The 21567-nt window shown below is 63.1% G+C and carries 18 protein-coding genes; 14 read left to right on the top strand and 4 right to left on the bottom strand.

Translation table 11 applies throughout. The annotated features are described in order from the left end of the window. Positions 1-41: 41 nt before the first annotated feature. From AC0L2R_RS11865 to AC0L2R_RS11835, 7 genes are all read left to right on the top strand, one after another. Entirely contained in the window at positions 42-1049 is a 1008-nt protein-coding gene (locus tag AC0L2R_RS11865) for a DUF4424 domain-containing protein (RefSeq protein ID WP_473509070.1), read from the top strand. Continuing rightward, on the top strand, positions 1049-1567 hold the full coding sequence (locus AC0L2R_RS11860) for a dihydrofolate reductase (RefSeq protein ID WP_473509068.1): 519 nt from the start codon (positions 1049-1051) through the stop codon (positions 1565-1567). Before AC0L2R_RS11865 ends, AC0L2R_RS11860 begins: the two co-directional genes overlap by 1 nt. A 142-nt stretch (positions 1568-1709) precedes the next feature. Next, positions 1710-2819 (top strand): FtsH protease activity modulator HflK, encoded by a 1110-nt coding sequence (gene hflK / locus AC0L2R_RS11855; protein WP_473509066.1) that lies wholly within the window; start codon positions 1710-1712, stop codon positions 2817-2819. After that, entirely contained in the window at positions 2819-3787 is a 969-nt protein-coding gene (hflC, locus tag AC0L2R_RS11850) for a protease modulator HflC (RefSeq protein ID WP_473509064.1), read from the top strand. The genes hflK and hflC overlap by 1 nt, the downstream gene beginning before the upstream one ends. Before the next feature lie 84 nt (positions 3788-3871). Then, a complete protein-coding gene (locus tag AC0L2R_RS11845) occupies positions 3872-4084 on the top strand; it encodes a DUF2065 domain-containing protein (RefSeq protein WP_287056277.1) in 213 nt (70 codons plus the stop codon). Between the two features lie 138 nt (positions 4085-4222). Then, complete coding sequence (locus AC0L2R_RS11840) at positions 4223-5737, top strand: DegQ family serine endoprotease (protein ID WP_473509062.1); 1515 nt, start codon at positions 4223-4225, stop codon at positions 5735-5737. 75 nt (positions 5738-5812) lie between these two features. Beyond that, entirely contained in the window at positions 5813-5944 is a 132-nt protein-coding gene (locus AC0L2R_RS11835) for a hypothetical protein (RefSeq protein WP_473509060.1), read from the top strand. 32 nt (positions 5945-5976) lie between these two features. Here the strand turns inward: AC0L2R_RS11835 and AC0L2R_RS11830 are convergent, their stop codons facing one another. Beyond that, positions 5977-6540, bottom strand: a complete 564-nt coding sequence (locus AC0L2R_RS11830) for a GNAT family N-acetyltransferase (protein WP_473509058.1) — start codon at positions 6538-6540, stop codon at positions 5977-5979. Further along, positions 6537-7424, bottom strand: a complete 888-nt coding sequence (gene serB / locus AC0L2R_RS11825; RefSeq protein ID WP_473509057.1) for a phosphoserine phosphatase SerB — start codon at positions 7422-7424, stop codon at positions 6537-6539. Before serB ends, AC0L2R_RS11830 begins: the two co-directional genes overlap by 4 nt. Here serB and miaA point away from each other — a divergent pair. Both miaA and AC0L2R_RS11815 read left to right on the top strand, forming a co-directional pair. Then, the gene (miaA, locus tag AC0L2R_RS11820) at positions 7414-8382 is read left to right on the top strand and encodes a tRNA (adenosine(37)-N6)-dimethylallyltransferase MiaA (RefSeq protein WP_473509357.1); all 969 of its coding nucleotides are present in this window, start codon (positions 7414-7416) and stop codon (positions 8380-8382) included. The two genes, serB and miaA, sit on opposite strands and share 11 nt — an antisense overlap. A 103-nt stretch (positions 8383-8485) precedes the next feature. Further along, positions 8486-9277, top strand: coding sequence for a GGDEF domain-containing protein (locus AC0L2R_RS11815; protein ID WP_473509055.1), 792 nt, complete (start codon positions 8486-8488; stop codon positions 9275-9277). A gap of 216 nt (positions 9278-9493) precedes the next feature. Here the strand turns inward: AC0L2R_RS11815 and AC0L2R_RS11810 are convergent, their stop codons facing one another. Both AC0L2R_RS11810 and AC0L2R_RS11805 read right to left on the bottom strand, forming a co-directional pair. Next, positions 9494-11332 (bottom strand): ATP-binding protein, encoded by a 1839-nt coding sequence (locus AC0L2R_RS11810; RefSeq protein ID WP_473509355.1) that lies wholly within the window; start codon positions 11330-11332, stop codon positions 9494-9496. Between the two features lie 160 nt (positions 11333-11492). Then, positions 11493-13295: an NAD(P)-binding domain-containing protein gene (locus AC0L2R_RS11805; protein WP_473509053.1), complete on the bottom strand. Its 1803-nt coding sequence runs from the start codon at positions 13293-13295 to the stop codon at positions 11493-11495. Positions 13296-13766: 471 nt separating this feature from the next. Between AC0L2R_RS11805 and AC0L2R_RS11800 the strand changes: the two genes are divergently transcribed. The 5 genes from AC0L2R_RS11800 (at position 13767) to AC0L2R_RS11780 (ending at position 21518) form a co-directional block, all read left to right on the top strand. Beyond that, positions 13767-15548: an acetolactate synthase 3 large subunit gene (locus AC0L2R_RS11800; protein ID WP_473509051.1), complete on the top strand. Its 1782-nt coding sequence runs from the start codon at positions 13767-13769 to the stop codon at positions 15546-15548. 86 nt (positions 15549-15634) lie between these two features. Beyond that, complete coding sequence (ilvN, locus tag AC0L2R_RS11795; RefSeq protein ID WP_091594244.1) at positions 15635-16210, top strand: acetolactate synthase small subunit; 576 nt, start codon at positions 15635-15637, stop codon at positions 16208-16210. A 150-nt stretch (positions 16211-16360) separates the two neighbouring features. Further along, positions 16361-16957, top strand: coding sequence for a LysE family translocator (locus tag AC0L2R_RS11790; protein WP_473509049.1), 597 nt, complete (start codon positions 16361-16363; stop codon positions 16955-16957). 167 nt (positions 16958-17124) lie between these two features. Next, positions 17125-18357: an efflux RND transporter periplasmic adaptor subunit gene (locus tag AC0L2R_RS11785; protein WP_473509047.1), complete on the top strand. Its 1233-nt coding sequence runs from the start codon at positions 17125-17127 to the stop codon at positions 18355-18357. Beyond that, the gene (locus AC0L2R_RS11780; RefSeq protein WP_473509045.1) at positions 18354-21518 is read left to right on the top strand and encodes an efflux RND transporter permease subunit; all 3165 of its coding nucleotides are present in this window, start codon (positions 18354-18356) and stop codon (positions 21516-21518) included. The genes AC0L2R_RS11785 and AC0L2R_RS11780 overlap by 4 nt, the downstream gene beginning before the upstream one ends. The last annotated feature ends 49 nt before the right edge of the window (positions 21519-21567 follow it).

Below are 21567 nucleotides of genomic sequence, written 5' to 3'. Positions count from 1 at the left end.
ATGCGATAGAGTCATAGCGGCATCTCGCCAAGGGAGCTCCTATGTTCCGTTACGTCCTGACCGCCGCGCTGGCGCTTTCGGCCACGCCCGTGTTCGCCAATGATTCGATCGCCGAATTGGGGACGGGCGGCCTGATCCTGTCGCGCAGCGACGCGGTCGCCATGGAGAGCGAGGACCTCTACATCTCACCGGAAAAGGTGACGGTCGACTATGTCTTCCGCAACATCACCGACAAGGATGTCGACGCGATCGTCGCCTTTCCGATGCCTGACATCGAAGGCGATCCGAACGAGATGCCGGCAATTCCCGACGGCCAGAGCGACAATTTCCTCGGCTTCGAGGTGACGATCGACGGCGTGGCGGCAAAGCCGCAGCTCGAGCAGAAGGCATTTGCGCTCGGCATCGACATCAGTGCCGATCTCGAGTCGCAGAATGTGCCGTTCTACCCGTTCGGCGATGCGGCCAGGGCGGCATTGGCGAAGCTGCCGCAAGCGGTTGCCGACGACTGGGTCGACCGCGGCCTCATCATCGAGGATACCGCCGACGACGGTTCGGGCATGAAAACCGTCCATGTGCCGTTCTGGCAATTGCGCTCGACCTATTGGTGGCGCTCGACCTTTCCAGCCAACAAGGCAGTCCGCGTCGCCCATCGCTACAAGCCCAGCGTCGGCGGCACCTCTTCGGTCAGCTTCTTCTATGACGGCCAGTTCCAGGGCCAATACGCCGCCTACAAGACCCGTTACTGCATGGACGGCACGTTCGAGAATGCGATTCGCAAGGCGGTGAAGGGCAATCCCGACGGCACCCCGAGATATTTCGAAAACCGCATCGCCTATGTCCTGACCACTGGCGGCAACTGGGCGACTGGCTCGATCGGCAAGTTCAAGCTGACCGTCGACAAGGGCGATCCGAAGAACCTGGTCTCGTTCTGTGGCGAAAACGTCAGGAAAGTCGGGCCGACGCGTTTCGAGATGACGGCAGAGAATTTCTACCCTGAGCACGACATCGACATATTGCTGCTGGCACCTTCGGGCGGGAGCGGCGGCTGATGGACGTCGCGATCTATGTCGCCATCGCCGAAAACGGTGTGATCGGGCGCGATGGCGGTTTGCCGTGGCGGCTTTCCAGCGATCTCAAGCGGTTCAAGGCCGACACGATGGGCAAACCTGTCATCATGGGTCGCAAGACCTATGAAGGCATCGGCCGGCCTCTACCTGGCAGGCTCAATATCGTGGTGACCCGCGACAAATCCTGGCGCGCCGAGGGCGTCGAAACCGTGCATTCGCTCGACGAGGCGATCCGCCTGGCGAAGGTGCGCGGGCGCTGCATGGCCGGCGCCGACGAAATCTGCGTCATCGGCGGCGGCGAGATCTATGCCCAGGCGCTGCCGCTGGCCGACCGCCTGCATGTCACCCATGTCCTTGCCGCGGTCGACGGCGACGCGTATTTCCCGCCGATCGACCCGGATTTGTGGCGCATCCGCCGTTCGCAGGAGGTTCCGGCCGGTGAAAAGGATAGTCATGCGACACGCTATTCGGTTTACGAGCGACGCCGCGACGTGCATTGAGAGACGGTAAAGGGTCGCGACGGTCCAAAACGGGCGGTGACGACGACCGATCGCGTTGAAAGCGCGCCGTCGCATCCCTATAGAAGAACAACACCGGATTTTGCGTCGTCAGGCCGGCGCGTGAGGGAGCGAAAGGACATTTATGCCCTGGAATGACAAAAGCGGCGGAGGCGGCGGCCCATGGGGCGGCGGCAACAATCCAGGACCCTGGGGGCAGGGACCAAAGGGGCCTAGCGGTCCGCAGGGCTCGCCTCCCGATCTCGAAGACATCATCCGGCGCGGCCAGGACAGGTTGCGGCGTGCTTTGCCGGGTGGCGCTGGCGCCAGCCCAGCCGTGTTCGGATTGATCGCGGCGGCGCTTTTAGCGCTGTGGGCGTTCAAGGCAGTCTATACCGTGCAGCCCGACGAGGTTGCGGTCGAACTCAGATTCGGCGTGCCAAAGGCAGAGTTCTCCCAGCCCGGCCTGCATTTCCATTGGTGGCCCATCGAGACGGTCGAGACGGCCGTCATTGCCGAACAACTCGTCAACATCGGCGGCGGCACGACCTCCGGCAACGGTTCAGGGCTGATGCTTTCGGGCGACCAGAACATCGTCAACGTCCAGTTCTCGGTGGCCTATCAGGTCTCCGATCCGAGGGCCTATCTGTTCGACGTGTCCGATCCCGACGGCATGCTGCGCCAGGTCGCCGAAAGCGCCATGCGCGAAGCGGTCGGTCGGCGCCCGGCGCAGGACATCTTCCGCGACGATCGCGAGGGCATTGCAGCGTCCGTGCGCGAAATCATCCAGACGACGCTGGACGGCTACAAGGCCGGCCTGAACGTCAACGCGATTTCGATCGAGGATGCCGCACCGCCGCGCGAAGTGGCCGACGCCTTTGACGAGGTGCAGCGCGCCGAACAGGACGAGGACAAGTTCGTCGAGCAGGCCAACCAGTATTCCAACCAGAAGCTCGGCCAGGCGCGCGGCGAGGCCGCACAGATCCGCGAGGAGGCGGCCGGCTACAAGAACCGGGTCGTGCAGGAGGCCGAAGGCGAGGCGCAGCGCTTCATCTCGGTCTATGACGAATACGCCAAGGCGCCGGATGTGACGCGCCAGCGGCTTTATCTGGAAACGATGGAGAGGGTTCTGAAGGATTCGAGCAAGGTCATTATCGAGCAAGGCAGCGGACCAGGGGTCGTTCCCTATCTGCCGCTGCCGGCATTGCAGCAGAACGCGCCGGCCCCGGCGCCGGTGCTGGGAGGAAACCAGTGATGGCCAACCGTCTTCCCATCATTGCCGTCATCGCCGCGGTCGTCCTGTTCCTGCTCTATTCGTCGGTCTTCGTTGTCAATGCGCGCCAGCAGGCACTGGTGCTCAGGTTCGGCGAGATCGTCGACGTCAAGAGCCAGCCGGGCATCTATTTCAAGGCGCCGTTCGCCTTCTTCGATGCCGACAGCGTGCAGTTGATCGAAAACAGGGTGCTGCGCTTCGACCTCGACAACATCCGCGTCCAGGTTTCGGGCGGCAAGTTTTATGAGGTCGACGCCTTCATCGCCTATCGGATCTCGGATCCGCGCGTGTTTCGCTCCGCGGTGTCCGGCCAGATCGAGCTGGCCGAGGCACGCTTGAGGACGCGTCTCGACGCCGCCTTGCGCCGTGTCTATGGTCTGCGCGACTTCGAGGCGGCGCTCTCGGAAGAGCGAGCCGTGATGATGCGCGAAGTGCGCGATCAGCTGAGGCCCGACGCCACGTCGCTCGGCCTGCAGATCGAGGATGTCCGCATTCGCCGGACCGATTTGACGGCGGAAGTCTCGCAACAGACATATGACCGCATGAAGGCTGAGCGTCTGGCCGAAGCCGAGCGGCTGCGGGCGCGCGGCAACGAGGCGGCGCAGCGCATAAGGGCGCGCGCCGACCGCGAAGTGGTGGAGATCGTCGCCGAGGCACGAAGAGAGTCTGAAATCCTGCGCGGTGAAGGTGAAGCTCAACGCAGCGCCACCTTCGCGAACGCCTACCAGCGCGATCCAGCCTTCTTCGACTTTTACCGGTCGATGAATGCCTACGGCACCGCGCTGAACAGTACCGGGACGACGATGGTGCTGTCGCCGAATTCGGACTTCTTCCGTTTCTTCCGCAATCCCGCCGGCGCGGACACGCCGGCTGCACCGGCAGCGCCTGGGCCAGCAGCTGTGCCCCGTGCACCCGCTGCACCGACAGCGCAGCCAGGCACCGGCCAGTAACGGCCGGTGCAGGACTTTCTGGCGGCAATAGGCCTGGTTCTCGCGCATGACCCAGAAAATCGGAATCGATTTTCGGAAAGGATCATGCGCCAAATCAAAGTGCTACAGCGTCCTTTGCGCGTCCAAAAGGATGCGCGGCGCTGTAGTGTCGAGGGCCTGGTCTATGGCGGCTTTCCCGGCCTCGCCAAGAAACTTGCCGGCGAAGTTCTGTCGATGCCGGAAAATACGCTGCGGGTCGCCGGGCTGATTGCAATCGCCGTTGGTGTCGGCCTGGTCTGGCTGGTGCGGGGTGGATGACGATGATTTCGGGATAACGGAGGATTTATCCTCCGCCGATAGCCATAGCCGCAAACGTGCCGTATTTCTTGCCAACATGGCTCGACGCAGCGTTTTCGGCGAGCGCCTTTCTTCTCAGAGACACCGGGAGACTTCTCGATGACATCCAACAGCTTTTTGCGCGCGGCGAGGCGGACGTTGACCGCGGGTGCTGCAGCACTTCTTATCGGCGCCGCTTCCGTCCCGTCGCTGGTGATGCCCGCGGCCGCCGACGACGGCCCGGCTTCGGTCGCCGATCTGGCGCAGGGCCTGCTCGGCGCCGTGGTCAATATATCGACCTCGCAGAGGGTGAAGGGCACGGAGGGCCCGGGCGCGGTGCCGATGCCGCAGCTTCCAGAGGGCTCGCCCTTCCAGGACTTCTTCGACGATTTCTTCAAGAACCGTCCCGGCGAACAGGGCAATCCCTCGCAAAAGGTGCAGTCGCTGGGCTCAGGCTTCGTGGTCGACGCCGAGCAAGGCATCGTGGTGACGAATAACCACGTGATCGCCGATGCCGACGACATCGAGGTGAATTTCTCCGACGGCGTGACGCTGAAGGCGACGCTGGTCGGTACCGACACCAAGACCGACGTGGCGGTGCTGAAGGTCGATCCGAAAGGGCACAAGCTGACGGCGGTGAAATTCGGCGATTCCAGCAAGATGCGCGTCGGTGACTGGGTGATGGCGATCGGCAATCCGTTCGGCCTCGGCGGCACCGTGACGGTCGGCATCGTCTCGGCCCGCAACCGCGACATCAATTCCGGCCCCTATGACGATTTCATCCAGACCGATGCCGCGATCAACCGCGGCAATTCCGGCGGGCCGCTGTTCAACAGCGCCGGCGAGGTGATCGGCATCAACACGGCGATCATCTCGCCGTCCGGCGGCTCGATCGGCATCGGCTTTTCCATTCCCTCGCAGCTGGCGTTGGGCGTCGTCGACCAGCTCCGCCAGTTCGGCGAGACGCGGCGCGGCTGGCTCGGTGTGCGTATCCAGCCGGTGACGGACGATATTGCCGAGAGCCTCGGCATGGCGACCGCCAAGGGCGCACTGGTCGCCGGCGTCATCAAGGGCGGGCCTGTCGACAACGGCACCATCCTGGCGGGCGACGTCATCATCAAGTTCGACGGCAGGGACGTCAATGAAATGCGCGACCTGCCGCGCGTCGTCGCGGAGAGCACGGTCGGCAAGGCTGTCGACGTGGTCATCGTGCGCAAGGGCGTCGAGCAGACCGTGAAGGTGACGCTTGGCCGGCTCGAAGATGGCGAAAAGCTTGCCAGCGGCGAGAACGGCAATACCGACAAGGACACTGGCGACGAGGCGCCTGCCGTCCCGACGGCGTCCGTGCTCGGGATGACCGTTGGCGACCTCAACGACGAGACGCGGACGAAATTCGGCATTGCCGCCGAAGTCTCCGGCGTCGTCATCACCGACGTCGCCAAGGATTCGGCCGCTGCCGAACGCGGCATCCAGGCCGGCGAGGTGATCACCGAGATCGCGCAGGAATCGGTCGCCACGCCCAAGGATGTCATGGACCGGATTGCTGCGCTGAAGGAGCAGGGACGCAAGAATGCGCTGCTGATGCTGGCGTCGAAGAGCGGCGAATTGCGGTTTGTGACGATCCGGATGGACTGAGTCCCGGAGGCGCGTGCTGATGGTGTGTCGCTGAACCAGTGGATCGCGTCGGCCGTGTCGCAAAAGGTTGGAGCCATGGAGACAGCGGCCGATTTCCTGCGCCGACGGGCTGGTGATGCATCGGGCGACGATTTCGCGAAAGTGCTCGATCGGGTCGGCGCAAAACCGCCGCAGCCCGGCGACGAGTTTCCGTTTGACAAGTCCTGATCAGGGTCGGCACTGATCAGGGTCGGCACTGATCAGCGCCGGTTTTTCTGCCAATCCTTGGCTGTCAGCCTGTAGAACACATGCCGCTTGAGCCTGGCGTGGCTGTCCGGAATGCCGGGGTGGTCGAAATCGCTGGTCGGGTCGGCGGTCATGCCCAGGCGTTCCATGACGGCAGTGGACCGGCTGTTATCCCTGACGGCGAAAGAAACGATTTCCTCGAGGCCAAGCGTTTCGAAGCCATAGGCGAGCCAGGCTTCGGCTGCCTCGGTGACATAGCCATGGCCCCAGAATTCGGGTGCCAGCCGCCAGCCGATCTCAACGGTGCCGGCCTGCAGGAACGGCAAATCATCGGTGTCGAGGAGGCCGACGAAGCCGATGCATTGGCGCGTTTCAATTATCTCGGCGGCAGCGAAACCGTAGCCATCCTCGGCAATCCAGGCGCGGAACTCGTCCATCTTGGCGTCGGCCTGCGCGCGGTCGCGGCGAAACGGAAAGAACTCCATGACGCGCTCGTCGGAGTTGATGCGGTAAAAGAGGTCGCGGTCGCGATCCTCCCAGTTGCGCAGGATCAGGCGCTCGGTGCGGATTGGCGTCACTTCACAAACTCCTCCCGCCGGTAGCCCTGCAGATAGAGAAGCGCGGTCAGGTCGCCATGGTCGATGCGGAATTTTGCCTCCGCCGCCACGACATGCTTGGCATGAAGCGCCACACCGGTGCCGGCAAGGCGGATCATGTCGAGGTCGTTGGCGCCATCGCCGACAGCAATGGCGTCGGCGGTCGTCAGCCCGAGGCGCGCCGAAATCTCGAGCAGCGCATCGGCCTTGGCGGCGCGCCCCAGGATCGGCTCGGCGACCAGCCCGGTGAAGCGGCCATCCTGCTCGATCAGGCGGTTGGCGCGATTCTCCTGAAAGCCGAGCATCGCGCCGATGCGTGCGGTGAAGACGTTGAAGCCACCCGACACGAGTGCAGTCCAAGCGCCGTTGGCCCGCATGGTCTGGACAAGCGCGCGGCCACCGGAAGCCAGCGTCAGGCGATTGGCGATGATGCGGTCGACCACGGCAGTGTCGAGGCCTTTCAGCAGCGCCACCCGCTCGCGCAAGGCCGGCTCGAAAGCGATCTCGCCATTCATCGATCGCGCCGTGATGGCGGCGACGTAATCCTTGACGCCGATCTCGTCGGCGAGTTCGTCGATGCACTCCTGGTCGATAACAGTCGAATCCATATCGGCGATAAGGATTTTCTTTCGCCTGCCCTCGGGCCGCTGAACGATCACGTCAACCGGTTCGGGTGCAAGCACGGCGCGCAGGCTGGCGGTCGTTTCAGCGGCTTCGGCCGTCTCGGGCAGGGCGAATTCACAGGCGATGCCTTCGGCCAGCCAGCGAACAGTCCTTGCGCCGACCGACCGCGACGCCATATTCGCAAGCGCCGGCGACAATGCGCGACCGGCGGGATGGGATACAAGCGTGGCGATCAGCGGCATCGAAAATTCCGACGGGCAGGCGGGCGAGGGCCGCGTTAAGAACGCGATCCTGATAGCCGGGCCGACCGCCAGCGGCAAGTCCGCCCTTGCGCTCGACCTCGCCGAGCGCAACGGCGGCGTCATCGTCAACACCGATTCGATGCAGGTCTATTCGGTGCTTGACGTGCTGACGGCGCGGCCGACTGCTGCCGAACTCGCCCGCGTCCCGCATTTCCTCTACGGGCATGTCCATCCCGCCAACGCCTATTCCACCGGCGCCTGGCTGCGCGACGTGATGAAGCTCATCGACGACGGCGCGTTCGTCGAACGGCCGGTGATTTTCGTCGGCGGCACCGGGCTTTATTTCCGCGCGCTTGCGGAGGGCATTTCGGAAATGCCCGACATTCCGCAGTCGTTCCGTGAGCGCTGGCGCTACGAACTCCAGGAGCAGGGCGCAGCCAGGCTGCACCGTATCCTGCTGCGCAGGGATTCTGCAGCCGGCATGATGCTGAAGCCGACCGACGGCCAGCGCATCGTGCGGGCGCTGGAGGTGCTCGACGCATCGGGCCGTTCCATCCTGGAATGGCAGGCGGCGCGCGGCCGTCCACTGATCGACAGAGCCAGCACGCGCTTCCTTGTGATCGAGCCGGACCGAGCGGAGCTGGTGGAGCGGATCGAGGCGCGGTTCGACCGCATGCTGGAGAAGGGCGCCCTCGACGAGGTCAGGCAGATCACCGATCTTGGTCTCGATCCCGACTTGCCTGCGATGAAAGCCATCGGCGTTCGCGAACTCCAGGCCGCAATGGCCGGCGAGCTGAGTTTTCCCGAAGCGATCGAGCGCGCGAAGATCGCGACGCGACAATATGCCAAGCGCCAGGCGACCTGGTTCAGGCATCAGTTGGGTCCGGAATGGCTGAGATTGCGCCCTGGTGATCGTGTGGAATCCACGATCTTGGATACCTTTTCGAGTGCAACCTGAAAAGTTGACTTTAAGGGAAGACCTCCCGTTGAAGTTGTCCCAATTAACCCTCCGTAAGGCCGTCGATGCCATAACGTCTTTGGGGTTTTGCAACGGGGAGCAGATGCGTTTTCACAAGGCGGAATCAGCCTTTTTCGTCTTCATCTTCGTGATCCTGGCCGCCGGCCTGGTGACGCTTCACGCCTATGGGCTTCTGCAGGCGCTCGCGGCGGAGATCATTACGCCTGCCGCGATTGAGAAGACCACTTATCTCAACAAGCTGTTGTTTGGGACCGGCGTCCTTTTGGCGACTGCCCTGTTCTTTGGCATTTTCTTCATCTACCCGCTGATCCGCAAGCAGGCGACGGAAGAAGGCAAGCTGCGCGCCATGACGGTTTCGCTCAGCGCCCGTTCGGAAACGCTGGAGCATGCGGCGCTGACCGACGGCCTGACCGGCATGCAGAACCGGCGTTATTTCGACGATGCACTGAAGGAATATCTCGAGGAATTCCGTCGCATCGACAAGCCGGTCGGGCTGATGATCCTTGATCTCGACCATTTCAAGCAGGTCAACGACACCCACGGCCATGATGTCGGTGACCAGGTGCTGCGGGCGGTCGCCAATTGTCTCAAGGACATGACGCGTTATCACGACGTGGTGGCGCGCCTGGGTGGCGAGGAGTTCGCGGTGGTCACCCCCAACATGGACGCCGAACTGCTGTCCAGGTTCGCCGAACGCATCCGCAAGGCGATCGCCAACATGTCGATACTGTCAGGCAATGTCCGGCTGAAGATCACCACCAGCGTCGGTCTTGCCATCTGGGACCGCAAGGAAACCGCCGAAGAGTTCTATCGCCGCGCCGACCGCCAGCTCTACGAGGCCAAGAGGCAAGGCCGCAACCGCGTCTGCGCCTGAAATCCCGGAGAAGAATTCATGAGGCCGGCCGACTGACGCAGCTTTCTCGACTTTCGGTGCTTATGGACTCAAATGTCCACTCCGCGCCGGGTTCTCGAAAGCCACGTCATTCGATCCGGCCTGATGAATTCCCTTCCGGGATTTGCCCTGGTTTCCTAGGGTGACATAGTTTTAACTTTGGAAGCGCCTTAGCCTCACAAGCTAAAGCCGCCCGGCTCAATCGTTCTGCGAGCGCAGGCCGAAGGTTGCGGGTTTCAGGCCATAACGCATGTCGAAATCGTCGTCCGGCTGGGCGCGTGCAACAGTCGGGGCGGGCGGCTTGCGATAGTCGGGATCGCCGGCCTGCCGGCTCGAATCCACGACTTCGGCGAAGGCCATCGCCTGCTGCGGTTTTGGCACGTTGCGCAGCCGTTCGACGATCGCCACCAGATCGACATCATGGCCAAGCTCGGACGGCAAGGCTTCCTCGCGCTTGGCTGTGCCCGGGATCAGGCCCTCGGATAGTTTTTCGAATTTCATACGCATGGTCGTCGCCACGCCTTCGCCAAAGGCGATGGCTTCGCGCTGGCCCATCGAAGACAGGAATGCCAGTGTCGAGGCCGAGGAATCGGCGATCGCCGAGCGGATGATCGCCTGGTCCTGCTCGTTGGCGAGCCGCATCGCAAAAAAGGTCGAGCACTGCGACAGGATGGTGGGGTCGAGTTCGCCCGGGCGCTGGGTGACGATGCCGAGATAACAACCATATTTGCGGCCTTCCTTGGCGATGCGCGACAGCGCGTGCCGGGTCGGCGCGAAACCAAGGCGCGGATCGGCCGGCATGTAGCGGTGCGCTTCCTCGCACAGCAAAAGCAGCCGCAGCCGGCCTTCGCTCCACAGCGCCAGGTCGAAGGCCAGACGCGCCAGCACCGAGCAGACGGAATTGACCACTTCCGAAGGCATGCCTGCCATCTCGAAGCAGGTCACCGGGCGGCCGTGATGCGGCACGCGGAAGATGTTGCCGATCGTCTCGTGGATGGTGTCCTCGATCAGCCGCGAGTTGAACATGAAGCGGTAGCGCGGATCGGAGGCTGCCGATTCGATGCGCGTCTTCAGCGATTTGAGGGTGGGGCGGTCGTTCTTGCTTTCCAGCAGTCCCATGCGCTCGTCGATCTGCTTGATGAGATCGACAATGCGATAGGGCACCGGCGTGTCCGCGGTCAGCGCATCGCTGCCGCGCCTGAGATACGTGCCCGAATTCGGGTTGCGATAAAGGTTTTTGGCCGCGGGAATAAGATCGCGCAAGGCGTCCACCTCTTCCGGCACGATCTCTCGACCGCGGAACAGCACTTCGGCAAACTCCTCGAGCTTGAACATCCAGAAGGGCAGGTCCAGCGTCGCCGAATCGACCCTGACGCAGTGCTCTGGCAAGGACGCGGCGAACTCGTTGTGCGGATCGAGGATGAGAACGCGCAGGTCGGGTCGAGCGGCGATCGACTTGCGCAAAAGCAGCGAGACGGCGGTGGATTTGCCGACGCCGGTGGTGCCGACAATGGCGAAATGGCGCGCCAGCGTGTCGTCGATAGCGATGTTGGCGTCGATCGCCTCATCCTGTGACAGCGTGCCGATGGTGATCGAGTGACGGCCGGCGAGGTCATAGACCGCCTGCAGGTCGCGGTTGCGGATGCGGTGGGCGATGGCGCCGATATGCGGATAGGTGGTGATGCCGCGGTCGAAAACCGGTTTGGCGCCGGGCTCGGCGCCGTCGCGCACCTCGCCGATGAGCTCGATACTGACCTCGATCGGGTTCTGGCCCTCATCGTGCCAGGCGCGATCCGACTTGCCGACCGCGTAGACCAGCCCGACGGTCCGCGTGTTGCCAAGGTTGATGGAGATCATCTTGCCGACGCTCCAATGGCCGGTGACCGTGCCTACGATATCGGCGGCATGGGCGCTGATGGTGGCGCGCGCGCCGTCGCACTGGACGACATTGCCCAGAACGCGCTTGTCGCTCTGCTCCGCCTTGCGGCGCTCCTGCAATGTCGGCTCTCCAACGGAGGCGTCGCGGTCGACGAACATGGACAGGCTGTTCCCCATTTCCCTTCCCAATTTTCCCCAAGGCGATCGACCTTACGCCGACGCGGTTAAGGGGGGGTGAGGTCGGATGGTGTAGGGACGATTAAGCCGGTCGCGAAAATTGAACCGACCGGCGGCGAATCCCTGCGACAGCCTTGAACTTCTATCCCGCGTGATGGACCTGCTGCAGGCCGTAGACCGGCGTCGCGATGCCCTCGTGCCGTGCTTTCAACTGCAGCGACAGGAACTGCGAATAGTGGCGTGACTGGTGCAGATTGCCGCCGTGGAACCAGAGCGCTTCCTGCTGCGTCGGCTTCCACATGTTGCGCTGCTCGCCCTCCCAGGGACCGGGATCCTTGGTGGTGTTCGAGCCGAGCCCCCAGCATTTTCCGACTTTGTCGGCGACCTCTTTCGAGATCAGCTCCGCCGCCCAGCCGTTCATCGATCCGTAGCCGGTGGCATAGACGACGACATCGGCCGGCAGTTCGGTGCTGTCGCTGAGCAGGACCGAATGTTCCTTGATCTCCTTCACGTCGACGCCGCTCTTCAGCTTGATGGCGCCGTCGATGATCAGCTGGGAGGCGCCGATATCGATATAGTAGCCGGAACCGCGCCTGAGATATTTCATGAACAGGCCCGAACCGTCGTCGCCCCAGTCGAGCATGAAGCCAGCTTTTTCCAGGCCCTCGTAGAATGCGGCATCACGCTCCTTCATCTTCTCGTAGAGCGGGATCTGGAATTCGTGCAGGATCTTGTAGGGCAGCGAGGCGAAGATGAGATCGGCCTTGGCCGTGGTCATGCCGTTTTGCACGGCCTGCTCCGAATAGAGGGCTCCGAGTCCGATATCCATCAGCGTGTCGGATCTGACGATATGCGTGGTCGATCGCTGCACCATGGTGACGTCGACGCCGGCTTCCCAGAGTGCGGCGCAGATATCATGCGCGGAATTGTTCGACCCGATGACGACGACTTTCTTGCCAACGCAGCTGTCTGGACCGGGATGTTTCGAGGAATGGTGCTGATCGCCCTTGAATTTCTCCATGCCTTTGAACTGCGGGATGTTGGGTCGGCCCGACATGCCGGTGGCCAGCACCAACTGCTTCGGCTTCAGCGTGATGTCCTTGCCGTCGCGATGGACGACGACCGTCCATTCCTTCTTCTGATCGTCATAGGTGGCGCTCCTGGCCGGCGTGGAGGACCAATAGTTCAGCTCCATGACCTTGGTGTACATTTCCAGCCAGTCGCCGATCTTGTCCTTGGGCGAGAAGACCGGCCAGTTCCGAGGAAAGTCGATATAGGGCAGATGGTCGTACCAGACCGGATCGTGCAGGCAGAGCGACTTGTACCGCTTGCGCCATGAATCGCCGGCACGCTCGTTCTTCTCGACGATGATGGTCGGCACGCCGAGCTGCCTCAGCCGGGCACCGAGCGCGATGCCGCCCTGGCCGCCGCCGATGATCAGCGTGTTGGGCTGACTGACAAAGCCGAGTTCGGTCGCCTCCTTCTCGCGCTCCTCCTTCCACGTCGGCCGGTTCTTGCCGTGACCGTGCTTGGCACCCATCGGCCGGGCGAAGCCGGCGGGTTCCTCATGGCCCTTCAGCTCGACCATGGTGGTGAGCAGTGTCCAGATCTTGCCGTTCTTCAGCCGGATATGGCCGAAGCCGCGCGCAACCTCCGTTTCGAAACTGATCCAGCCTTCCAGCAGCCCGTCGCTCTCCGTGGCGTCTTCGCCTTTCGCAAGCGCCCAGTTCGATGGCTTTATCGTCGCCAACTGGCTCATCAGCATATCGCGCACCTGGTCGCGACCTTCCATGGTCTTGATGTTCCAGGTGAAGGACACCAGGTCGCGCCAGTAGCAGTCTTCCTGAAAGCACCCGACCGCTCCGTCGATGTCGCCGGCGGCGAGCGCTGCGCTGAATTGGTCGAGCAGGTCGGATAGTTTCTTGGCTGGGGCCTTGTCGAGCATCGAATTTCCTCCCGTGAAGTGCTGGTCGTCGTCGCGGCGTGCCGGACCCTCCCAGGCCGGTCGACCGGAGTATCGCGGCAAACTGCGTGCCGCGTCACGTCGTCAAATAGTTTGGCGCGGTTTCAATGGCTTATCGCGATGATCGCGGACACTGATCGTGCCGGTGGTCGTACGGAACGGTGGTTCGAGGCGATGGGTGCAACCGGGCCTGCCGGATACGGTCAATTGGCTCGAACCGCCCGGCATCGTGCATATTCGCCGTTGACAGCGGCGCAAAACCAATTCTATTGTCCGCCACCATGAAAACGGCACTCATTCTCGTAGTAGGAAAGCGTATGGGCAAGGCGGTGTAACCGCCGGGCGAAACCCCCCATGCGCAGACACAGGCTCCCTCGGGGGCCTTTTTTATTGCCCGAAACACGACTAAACGACCAGCAATCGCCCGATGGCGGACAATACGGGACCAGACCGATGAGCAGTGGACAGAACGAGCGGCGCGAAATGACCGGTGCCGAAATGGTGGTGCAGGCGTTGAAGGACAATGGCGTCAAGCATGTTTTCGGCTATCCGGGCGGCGCGGTTCTCCCGATCTATGATGAAATCTTCCAGCAGGACGAGGTCGAGCACATCCTCGTCCGTCACGAGCAGGGCGCCGGTCATGCGGCGGAAGGCTATGCGCGCTCGACCGGCAAGGCCGGCGTCATGCTGGTGACATCGGGGCCGGGCGCCACCAACGCGGTCACGCCGCTGCAGGATGCGTTGATGGACTCGATCCCGCTGGTCTGCCTGACCGGGCAGGTGCCGACCTCGCTGATCGGCTCGGACGCCTTCCAGGAGTGCGATACGATCGGCATCACGCGGCCCTGCACCAAGCACAATTGGCTGGTGAAGGACGTCAACGATCTCGCGGCGATCATCCATGAGGCCTTTCACGTCGCGACGACAGGACGCCCCGGTCCGGTCGTCGTCGATATCCCGAAGGACGTGCAGTTCGCCAAGGGCATCTATGTGCCGCCGCAGACGGCGCCGCGCACCAGCTATCAGCCCAAGGTCCAGGGCGACCTGGACAAGATCAAGGCGGCGGTCGAGCTGATGGCCAACGCGAAAAGGCCGATCCTCTATACCGGCGGCGGTGTCATCAATTCCGGCCCGGAAGCCAGCCATTTGCTGCGCGAACTGGTCGACCTGACCGGGTTCCCGATCACCTCGACGCTGATGGGCCTTGGCGCCTATCCGGCTTCGGGCAAGAACTGGATGGGCATGCTCGGCATGCACGGCACCTATGAAGCCAACATGGCGATGCATGATTGCGACGTCATGGTCTGCATCGGCGCGCGCTTCGACGACCGCATCACCGGCCGGCTCACCGCGTTCTCGCCGAATTCGAAAAAGATCCATATCGACATCGATCCGTCGTCGATCAACAAGAACGTCCACACCGATGTGCCCATTATCGGCGATGTCGGCCGGGTTCTGGAGGATCTGGTGCGGCTGTGGCGGGCGACCGCCAGGGCCGACAAGAAGGCGCTGCACCCGTGGTGGGAGCAGATCGCGAAATGGCGGGCGCGGGATTCGCTTGCCTACAAGATGAACCACGACGTCATCATGCCGCAATATGCCGTCCAACGGCTCTATGCGCTGACCAAGGACATTGACACCTACATCACCACCGAGGTCGGCCAGCACCAGATGTGGGCGGCGCAGCACTATCATTTCGAGAAGCCGAACCGCTGGATGACCTCCGGCGGGCTCGGCACGATGGGCTACGGCCTGCCGGCGGCGCTCGGCGTGCAGATTGCGCACCCGGATGCGCTGGTCATCGACATTGCCGGCGACGCCTCGGTGCAGATGACGATGCAGGAGATGAGCGCCGCGGTGCAGCACGAGGCGCCGATCAAGATCTTCATCCTCAACAATCAGTATATGGGCATGGTGCGGCAGTGGCAGCAGCTTCTGCACGGCAACCGGCTGTCGCATTCCTACACCGAAGCGATGCCGGATTTCGTCAAGCTCGCCGAAGCCTATGGCGGCCATGGCATCCGCTGCGAGAAGCCGGACGAACTGGACGACGCCATCAAGGAGATGATCTCGGTGAAGAAGCCGGTGATCTTCGACTGCCGGGTCGCCACGCTTGCCAACTGCTTCCCGATGATCCCGTCGGGCAAGGCGCATAACGAGATGCTGCTGCCGGACGAGGCGACCGACGAGGCGGTGGCCAACGCCATCGACGCCAAGGGCAGGGAACTGGTGTAACCCCTGTCGCCCGAGCCGAGGCAGGGCTGTCGGAAGCCGTGTGGAAACAGAAAAACAGCTCAAAGTTTGAAATCGAGATTCATGTCATGAACGCACAGCACCTTCAACCCACCGGTTCCGCCTACTTCATCGCCAAGGAGACGGAAAGACCGGAAATCCACACGCTTTCCGTGCTGGTCGACAATGAGCCGGGCGTGCTTGCCCGGGTCATCGGCCTGTTTTCCGGACGCGGCTACAATATCGAGAGCCTGACCGTTTCCGAAACCGAGCACGAGAAGCATCTGTCACGCATCACCATCGTGACGCGCGGCACGCCGCATGTGCTGGAGCAGATCAAGCACCAACTCGAGCGCATCGTGCCGGTGCACCGTGTCGTCGACCTCACCGTGCGCTCGCACGAGCTCGGCCAGGAACGGCCGCTGGAGCGGGAACTCGCGCTGGTGAAAGTGGCCGGCACCGGCGAGGGCCGCGTCGAGGCGCTGAGGCTGGCCGATGCCTTCCGGGCCAGCGTCATCGACGCCAACACCGAGCATTTCATTTTCGAGATCACCGGCAAGGGCTCCAAGATCGACCAGTTCATCGCCATCATGAAGCCGCTCGGCCTGGTCGAGATCTGCCGCACCGGCGTGGCGGCGATGAATCGCGGCCCGCAAGGGATGTGATCATCCGGCGCTTTGGGTCCAGTGCTCTGGCACCGCCTGTATTTATTCTGTCGGCTTGATCCTGACCTTCTGGCCCGGCTGCCGCCGTGAGCTGGCCTTTGTGCGTCTGAGGTAAAAGGACAATATTGCTGACCTGCTTGGGAGAAGCCAATGACCCTCGATGCGTTCCTTGCCCTGCTGGTCTATGCCTTCGTGACTTCGATCACACCGGGTCCGAACAACTTCATGCTTCTGGCTTCCGGCGTGAATTTCGGTTTTGCCAAAACCATTCCGCACATGCTGGGCATCAGCATCGGCTTCCTCGTGCTGTTGCTTGCCGTCGGCTTCGGTCTTGGCGCGGTGCTGATTGCGTTTCCGGTTCTCGACACTGCATTGAAGATCGCTGGCGGCGTCTATCTGCTCTATCTCGCCTGGAAGATCGCCATGTCGCGTTCGCTCAGCAGCAAGGGCGAGGCCAAGGCGCGACCGATGCGCTTCATCGATGCGGCAGCGTTCCAGTGGGTCAATCCAAAGGCGTGGGTGATGGCGATCACCGCCATGGCCGTCTATGCCGTTCCGGAGCATCCGTTTCTGTCGGTGGCGCTGGTTTCGATAGCCTTCACCGTCGTCAACCTGCCGAGCGTTTCGGTGTGGGCAGGTTTCGGCACGGCGCTGCGCGGTTTTCTGTCGGACCCGGTGCGGCTGAAATGGTTCAACATCGCCATGGGCGTGCTGCTGGCAGCGACGTTGTGGCCGATGCTGCAGTAGCTGCCGTTTTATTGTGCACTGCACATTAAATCTTCGTAATCCCGGGTTTTGGCCCTTTTTTGCCCTCGGCGCCCTCTATCTATTTGGTGAAACCGCGGCACGAGGCTGCGAGTTATACCCAGACATGACCACCGAACCACGGCGTGTCGGATGGAAGGTCTTTGACGATGCGTGGAAAGATCGTGCTGGCGATGCTGGCGGTCGCCTGCCTTGTCGCGGCCGGACTCTATCTTTCGCCCGCGGCAACGGACAAGGTCCGGCAGATGCTGTCAGCGGGTCAGGCGGCGCCTGACAAACCGGCGGCCGCCGCAAATGCCGCACGTGCTACCGCCGTTGTTGCCGCCACCGCTTCGACGGCCGACTTCCCGATCCGGCGCTACGCCATCGGCTTTGTATCCTCCCCTGCCGTGGTCAGCGTGAATGCGCGGATCTCGAGCCAGATCACATCGATCGCCGTCAAGGACGGGCAGATGGTGAAGGCCGGCGACCCTCTGTTCTCGCTGGACGACCGCGCGCTGAAGGCGCAACTGGCCCGTGACCAGGCGACGCTCGCCAAGGACCAGGCGCTGCTTGCCAGTGCGACGGCCGATCTTGAGCGGGCCAGGGCTCTTGTCGCCAGGCAGGCCGGCACGCAGCAGACCTATGACCAGGCGATCGCCGCGCAGAAGTCCGCCGCGGCCACGGTCGATGCCGACAGAGCAACGATCGATGCGGACGAGGTCCAACTCAGCTTTGCCACGATCACGGCGCCGATTTCCGGCAGGCTGGGTGCGATCAGCGTCGCGATCGGCGATCTCGTCACCACCAACAGCGGCAGCAGCACGTCGGCCCCGCTGGTGACCATCACCCAGATGGACCCGTTGCGGGTGGACTTCAATCTTCCGGAAAGCGATCTTGCCCTTTTGCACAAAGCGCTGGCGGCGCCGGGGCAAGCCGCAGTCACGCTGACCAGGGACGGCGACCCGACCCCGATCGGCAAGGGGACCCTCGATTTCGTCGATTCCAGCGTCGACACCGCCTCCGGCACGATCGCAACGCGGGCCAGCGTGCCCAACCCCGATCTTTCGCTGTGGCCGGGCCAATATGTCAATGTCGTGCTCGATGCCGGCATCATGCCGCAAATGACGTCGGTTCCCACGGTTGCGGTGCAGCCTAGCCAGAAGGGGCCGTTCGTCTATGTGATCAAGCCCGACAACACGGTGGAGGTGCGGCCCGTCCAGGTCGCACTGACCGAAGGCGACAACAGCGCTATCGGCAAGGGGCTGAAAAGCGGCGAAAATGTCGTCGTCGAAGGCCAGGCAAAGCTGAAGGACGGCGCGCCGGTCCGCGAACGCGAGGCCGGTGATCTGGCGTCTCCCAGGGTTGCCGAGGCTGGCAAGGCGGGCGGGACGCGGCCATGATCTCCGAATTCTGCATCCGCAGGCCTGTCGCCACCCTGCTCATGTCGTTTGCGCTCGTGCTGGGCGGGCTGTTCGCTTACAAGTTCCTGCCGGTGGCCGCTCTGCCGAGCGCCGAGTTTCCGGTGGTCAACGTCTCGGCCTCGCTGCCCGGCGCCTCGCCGGAAACCATGGCGACCTCGGTGGCAACGCCGCTGATCAAGCAGTTCACCACCATCGCCGGCATCGATTCGATCTCGACCACCAACGCGCTCGGCTCGACCTCGATCGCCATCCAGTTCGTGCTCAACCGCGATATCGATGCGGCCGCCGCCGACGTGCAGGCGGCGATCGCGCGAACGCAGCGGCAATTGCCGCCCGAGATGACCAGCCCGCCGAGCTATCGCAAGGTCAATCCGGCCGATGCGCCGATCCTGCTGATGTCGCTGGTCAGCGATACGGTTCCGCTGACAGATCTCGATGCCTTTGCCGAGAATGTGATCTCGCCGTCGCTGTCGACGATCGAAGGCGTGGCGCAGGTCTCGATCTTCGGCCAGCAGAAATACGCGGTGCGCGTCCAGATCGATCCGACGGCACTCGCCGCACGAGGCATTTCGATCGACCAGCTGCAGACGGCGATCGCCTCGGCCAACAGCAACACGCCGCTCGGCGTGCTGCAGAACGACAAGCAGCAGCTGACGATCACCGCCAATACCCAACTGAACAACGCGGCGGGATTTTCCAACATCATCATAGCCACCAGGAACGGCCGTCCGGTCCGGCTCGGCGAGGTCACCCGCGTCATCGATTCGGTCGAGACCACGACGACGGCAAGCTGGTACGACGGCACCCGCGCGATCATCATGGCGGTGCAGCGTCAGCCCGATGCCAACACCGTCGACGTTGTCGACCGGGTCAAGGCGATGCTGCCGTCCTTCCAGGATCAGATGCCGGCGGCGGCCAGCATCCGGTTGCTCAACGACCGCTCGACGTCGATCCGCGAGGCGGTCGACGACGTGCAGGTCACGCTGCTGCTCACCATCGCGCTGGTGGTGATGGTGATCTTCCTGTTCCTGCGCCGGGTAACGGCGACGATCATCCCGGCGGTGGCGGTGCCGATCTCGCTGATCGCCACGCTCGGCGCCATGTTCCTGTTCGGCTTTTCCATCGACAACATCTCGCTGATGGGGCTGACGCTGGCGGTCGGTCTTGTCGTCGACGACGCGATCGTCATGCTGGAGAACATTTTTCGCCACATGGAGGAGGAGGGGCTCTCGGCCTTCGACGCGGCACTCAAGGGTGCGCGCGAAATCGGCTTCACCATTATTTCGATCTCGATCTCGCTGGTCGCTGTGTTCATCCCCGTGCTTTTGATGGGCGGCGTGATCGGCCGCATCTTCAACGAATTCGCGGTGGTGGTGACGGTCGCCATCCTGGCCTCGATGTTCGTGTCGCTGACGCTGACGCCGATGCTGTGCTCGCGGCTCTTGTCGGTTTCGAGGGCTGAGCGCGAAGCAGCGCAGGGCGAAGGTCACAGGCACAATTTCTTCATGCGGGGTTATGACTGGCTGCTGACAGTTTGCCTGCGGCACAGGTTCCTGGTTCTTCTCGTCTTCATTGGCACGGCCGCACTGTCGGCCTGGCTGATCCAGACCTCGCCGAAGGGCTTCTTTCCGCAGGAGGATATCGGCCAGATTTCGGTGACGACCACCGCGCGCCAGGACATCTCGTTCGACGCCATGGTGAAGCTGCAGGGGCAAGTGGCTGATGTCTTTACCCATTCACCCTATGTCTCGCATGTCGGGTGGTCGGTGGGCAGCGGCGACAACGCACTCAACCAGGGCCGGCTCTATGTGCAGTTGAAGGACAAGGGCCAACGCCCCGACATCGACAAGGTGCTCTCGGATCTGCGGCGGCAGCTGGCCAATGTCCCCGGCATCGAAACCTTCATGCAGCCGGTGCAGAACCTGCGGCTCGGCGCGCGCGCTTCGGCCAGCGCCTATCAGCTCGTCGTGCAGGGCCTCGACATCGGCGCGGCGGACAGCTGGGCGCAGAAGCTCACCGACGCGATGGCCGCCGACCGTAGTGCCTTCACCGACGTCACCAATGACTTGCAGAACAACGCCCTGCAGGCGTCGCTGGTGGTCGACCGCGACAAGGCGGCGACGCTCGGCGTCGACACCGATACGTTGCGCTCCAGCCTCTATGGCGGTTTCGGCACCGAGCAGGTCTCGACCATCTTCGGTTCGGCCGACAGCTACGAGGTGATCATGGAGCTCGACCCGAGGATCGAGTGGTCGCCGGAAAGGATGCTGGCGATCAAGGTGAGGACGGCCGGCGGCAGCCTGGTGCCGCTCGGCGCCTTTGCCCGCGTCGATCGGACCGCCGGCGCCTTGACCGTCAATCAGCTCGGCCAGCTTCCGGCGGTGACCATTTCCTACAACCTGCCGCAGGGCGTCGCGCTCGGCGACAGCGTGAGCCGCATCGATGCGCTGAAGGAGAAGATCGGCATGCCGGCGACGATCTCGACCACTTTTTCGGGCACGGCGAAAATTTTTCAGGACTCGCTTGCGAACCAGGGCCTGCTGATCGCCGGCGCGATCCTGACCATCTATATCGTCCTCGGCATCCTCTACGAGAGTTTTATCCATCCGCTCACCATCCTGACCGGACTGCCGTCGGCGGTGCTCGGCGCGCTTGTTGCACTGCGGCTTGCGGGGATGGACCTGTCGGTGATCGCGGTCATCGGTATCCTGATGCTGATCGGCATCGTCAAGAAGAACGGCATCATGATGATCGACGTCGCGCTCGAACTCAGGCGCGAGGGGATGTCGCCGCTCGAGTCCATTCACAAGGCCTGCCTAATGCGCTTCCGGCCGATCATGATGACGACGCTGGCGGCACTGATGGGCACGATCCCGATCGCGCTCGGCACCGGCGCCAGCGCCGAACTGCGCCAGCCGCTCGGCGTGGCGGTGGTCGGCGGCCTCGTCGCTTCGCAAGCGCTGACGCTGTTCGTCACGCCGGTCATCTATGTCTACATGGAGCATTTTTCGGGCTGGCTTGTCGGGCTGTGGCCGAAGCGCCGGCACGAGCAGCCACCTGTCGAGGCCGTCGACCAGCCGTCGCTGTTCGAGAACGGAGAAGCGTTGCAGGGCGAGCCGCACAAGGCGGCGGCCGAATAGAAGCCGACGGGCTGGCCCAAGCCGTGGCGCTTGCGGTGGAACGCTTGCA

The organism is Mesorhizobium sp. WSM4820 (genome assembly GCF_055811075.1).
The sequence above is the reverse complement of the archived record's forward strand: the minus strand, read 5'-3'. Positions and strand labels throughout refer to the sequence as shown.

What these genes read in the sequence shown, in the direction of transcription:
- AC0L2R_RS11800 (WP_473509051.1), top strand. Translation starts at nt 13,767, where the DNA reads ATGAGCAGTGGACAGAACGAGCGGCGCGAAATGACCGGTGCCGAAATG.
- AC0L2R_RS11780 (WP_473509045.1), top strand. Translation starts at nt 18,354, where the DNA reads ATGATCTCCGAATTCTGCATCCGCAGGCCTGTCGCCACCCTGCTCATG.
- AC0L2R_RS11790 (WP_473509049.1), top strand. Translation starts at nt 16,361, where the DNA reads ATGACCCTCGATGCGTTCCTTGCCCTGCTGGTCTATGCCTTCGTGACT.
- AC0L2R_RS11845 (WP_287056277.1), top strand. Translation starts at nt 3,872, where the DNA reads ATGCGCCAAATCAAAGTGCTACAGCGTCCTTTGCGCGTCCAAAAGGAT.
- AC0L2R_RS11860 (WP_473509068.1), top strand. Translation starts at nt 1,049, where the DNA reads ATGGACGTCGCGATCTATGTCGCCATCGCCGAAAACGGTGTGATCGGG.
- hflC (WP_473509064.1), top strand. Translation starts at nt 2,819, where the DNA reads ATGGCCAACCGTCTTCCCATCATTGCCGTCATCGCCGCGGTCGTCCTG.
- AC0L2R_RS11805 (WP_473509053.1), bottom strand. Translation starts at nt 13,295, where the DNA reads ATGCTCGACAAGGCCCCAGCCAAGAAACTATCCGACCTGCTCGACCAA.
- AC0L2R_RS11840 (WP_473509062.1), top strand. Translation starts at nt 4,223, where the DNA reads ATGACATCCAACAGCTTTTTGCGCGCGGCGAGGCGGACGTTGACCGCG.
- AC0L2R_RS11835 (WP_473509060.1), top strand. Translation starts at nt 5,813, where the DNA reads ATGGAGACAGCGGCCGATTTCCTGCGCCGACGGGCTGGTGATGCATCG.
- AC0L2R_RS11785 (WP_473509047.1), top strand. Translation starts at nt 17,125, where the DNA reads ATGCGTGGAAAGATCGTGCTGGCGATGCTGGCGGTCGCCTGCCTTGTC.
- AC0L2R_RS11810 (WP_473509355.1), bottom strand. Translation starts at nt 11,332, where the DNA reads ATGTTCGTCGACCGCGACGCCTCCGTTGGAGAGCCGACATTGCAGGAG.
- AC0L2R_RS11815 (WP_473509055.1), top strand. Translation starts at nt 8,486, where the DNA reads ATGCGTTTTCACAAGGCGGAATCAGCCTTTTTCGTCTTCATCTTCGTG.
- hflK (WP_473509066.1), top strand. Translation starts at nt 1,710, where the DNA reads ATGCCCTGGAATGACAAAAGCGGCGGAGGCGGCGGCCCATGGGGCGGC.
- serB (WP_473509057.1), bottom strand. Translation starts at nt 7,424, where the DNA reads ATGCCGCTGATCGCCACGCTTGTATCCCATCCCGCCGGTCGCGCATTG.
- AC0L2R_RS11865 (WP_473509070.1), top strand. Translation starts at nt 42, where the DNA reads ATGTTCCGTTACGTCCTGACCGCCGCGCTGGCGCTTTCGGCCACGCCC.
- ilvN (WP_091594244.1), top strand. Translation starts at nt 15,635, where the DNA reads ATGAACGCACAGCACCTTCAACCCACCGGTTCCGCCTACTTCATCGCC.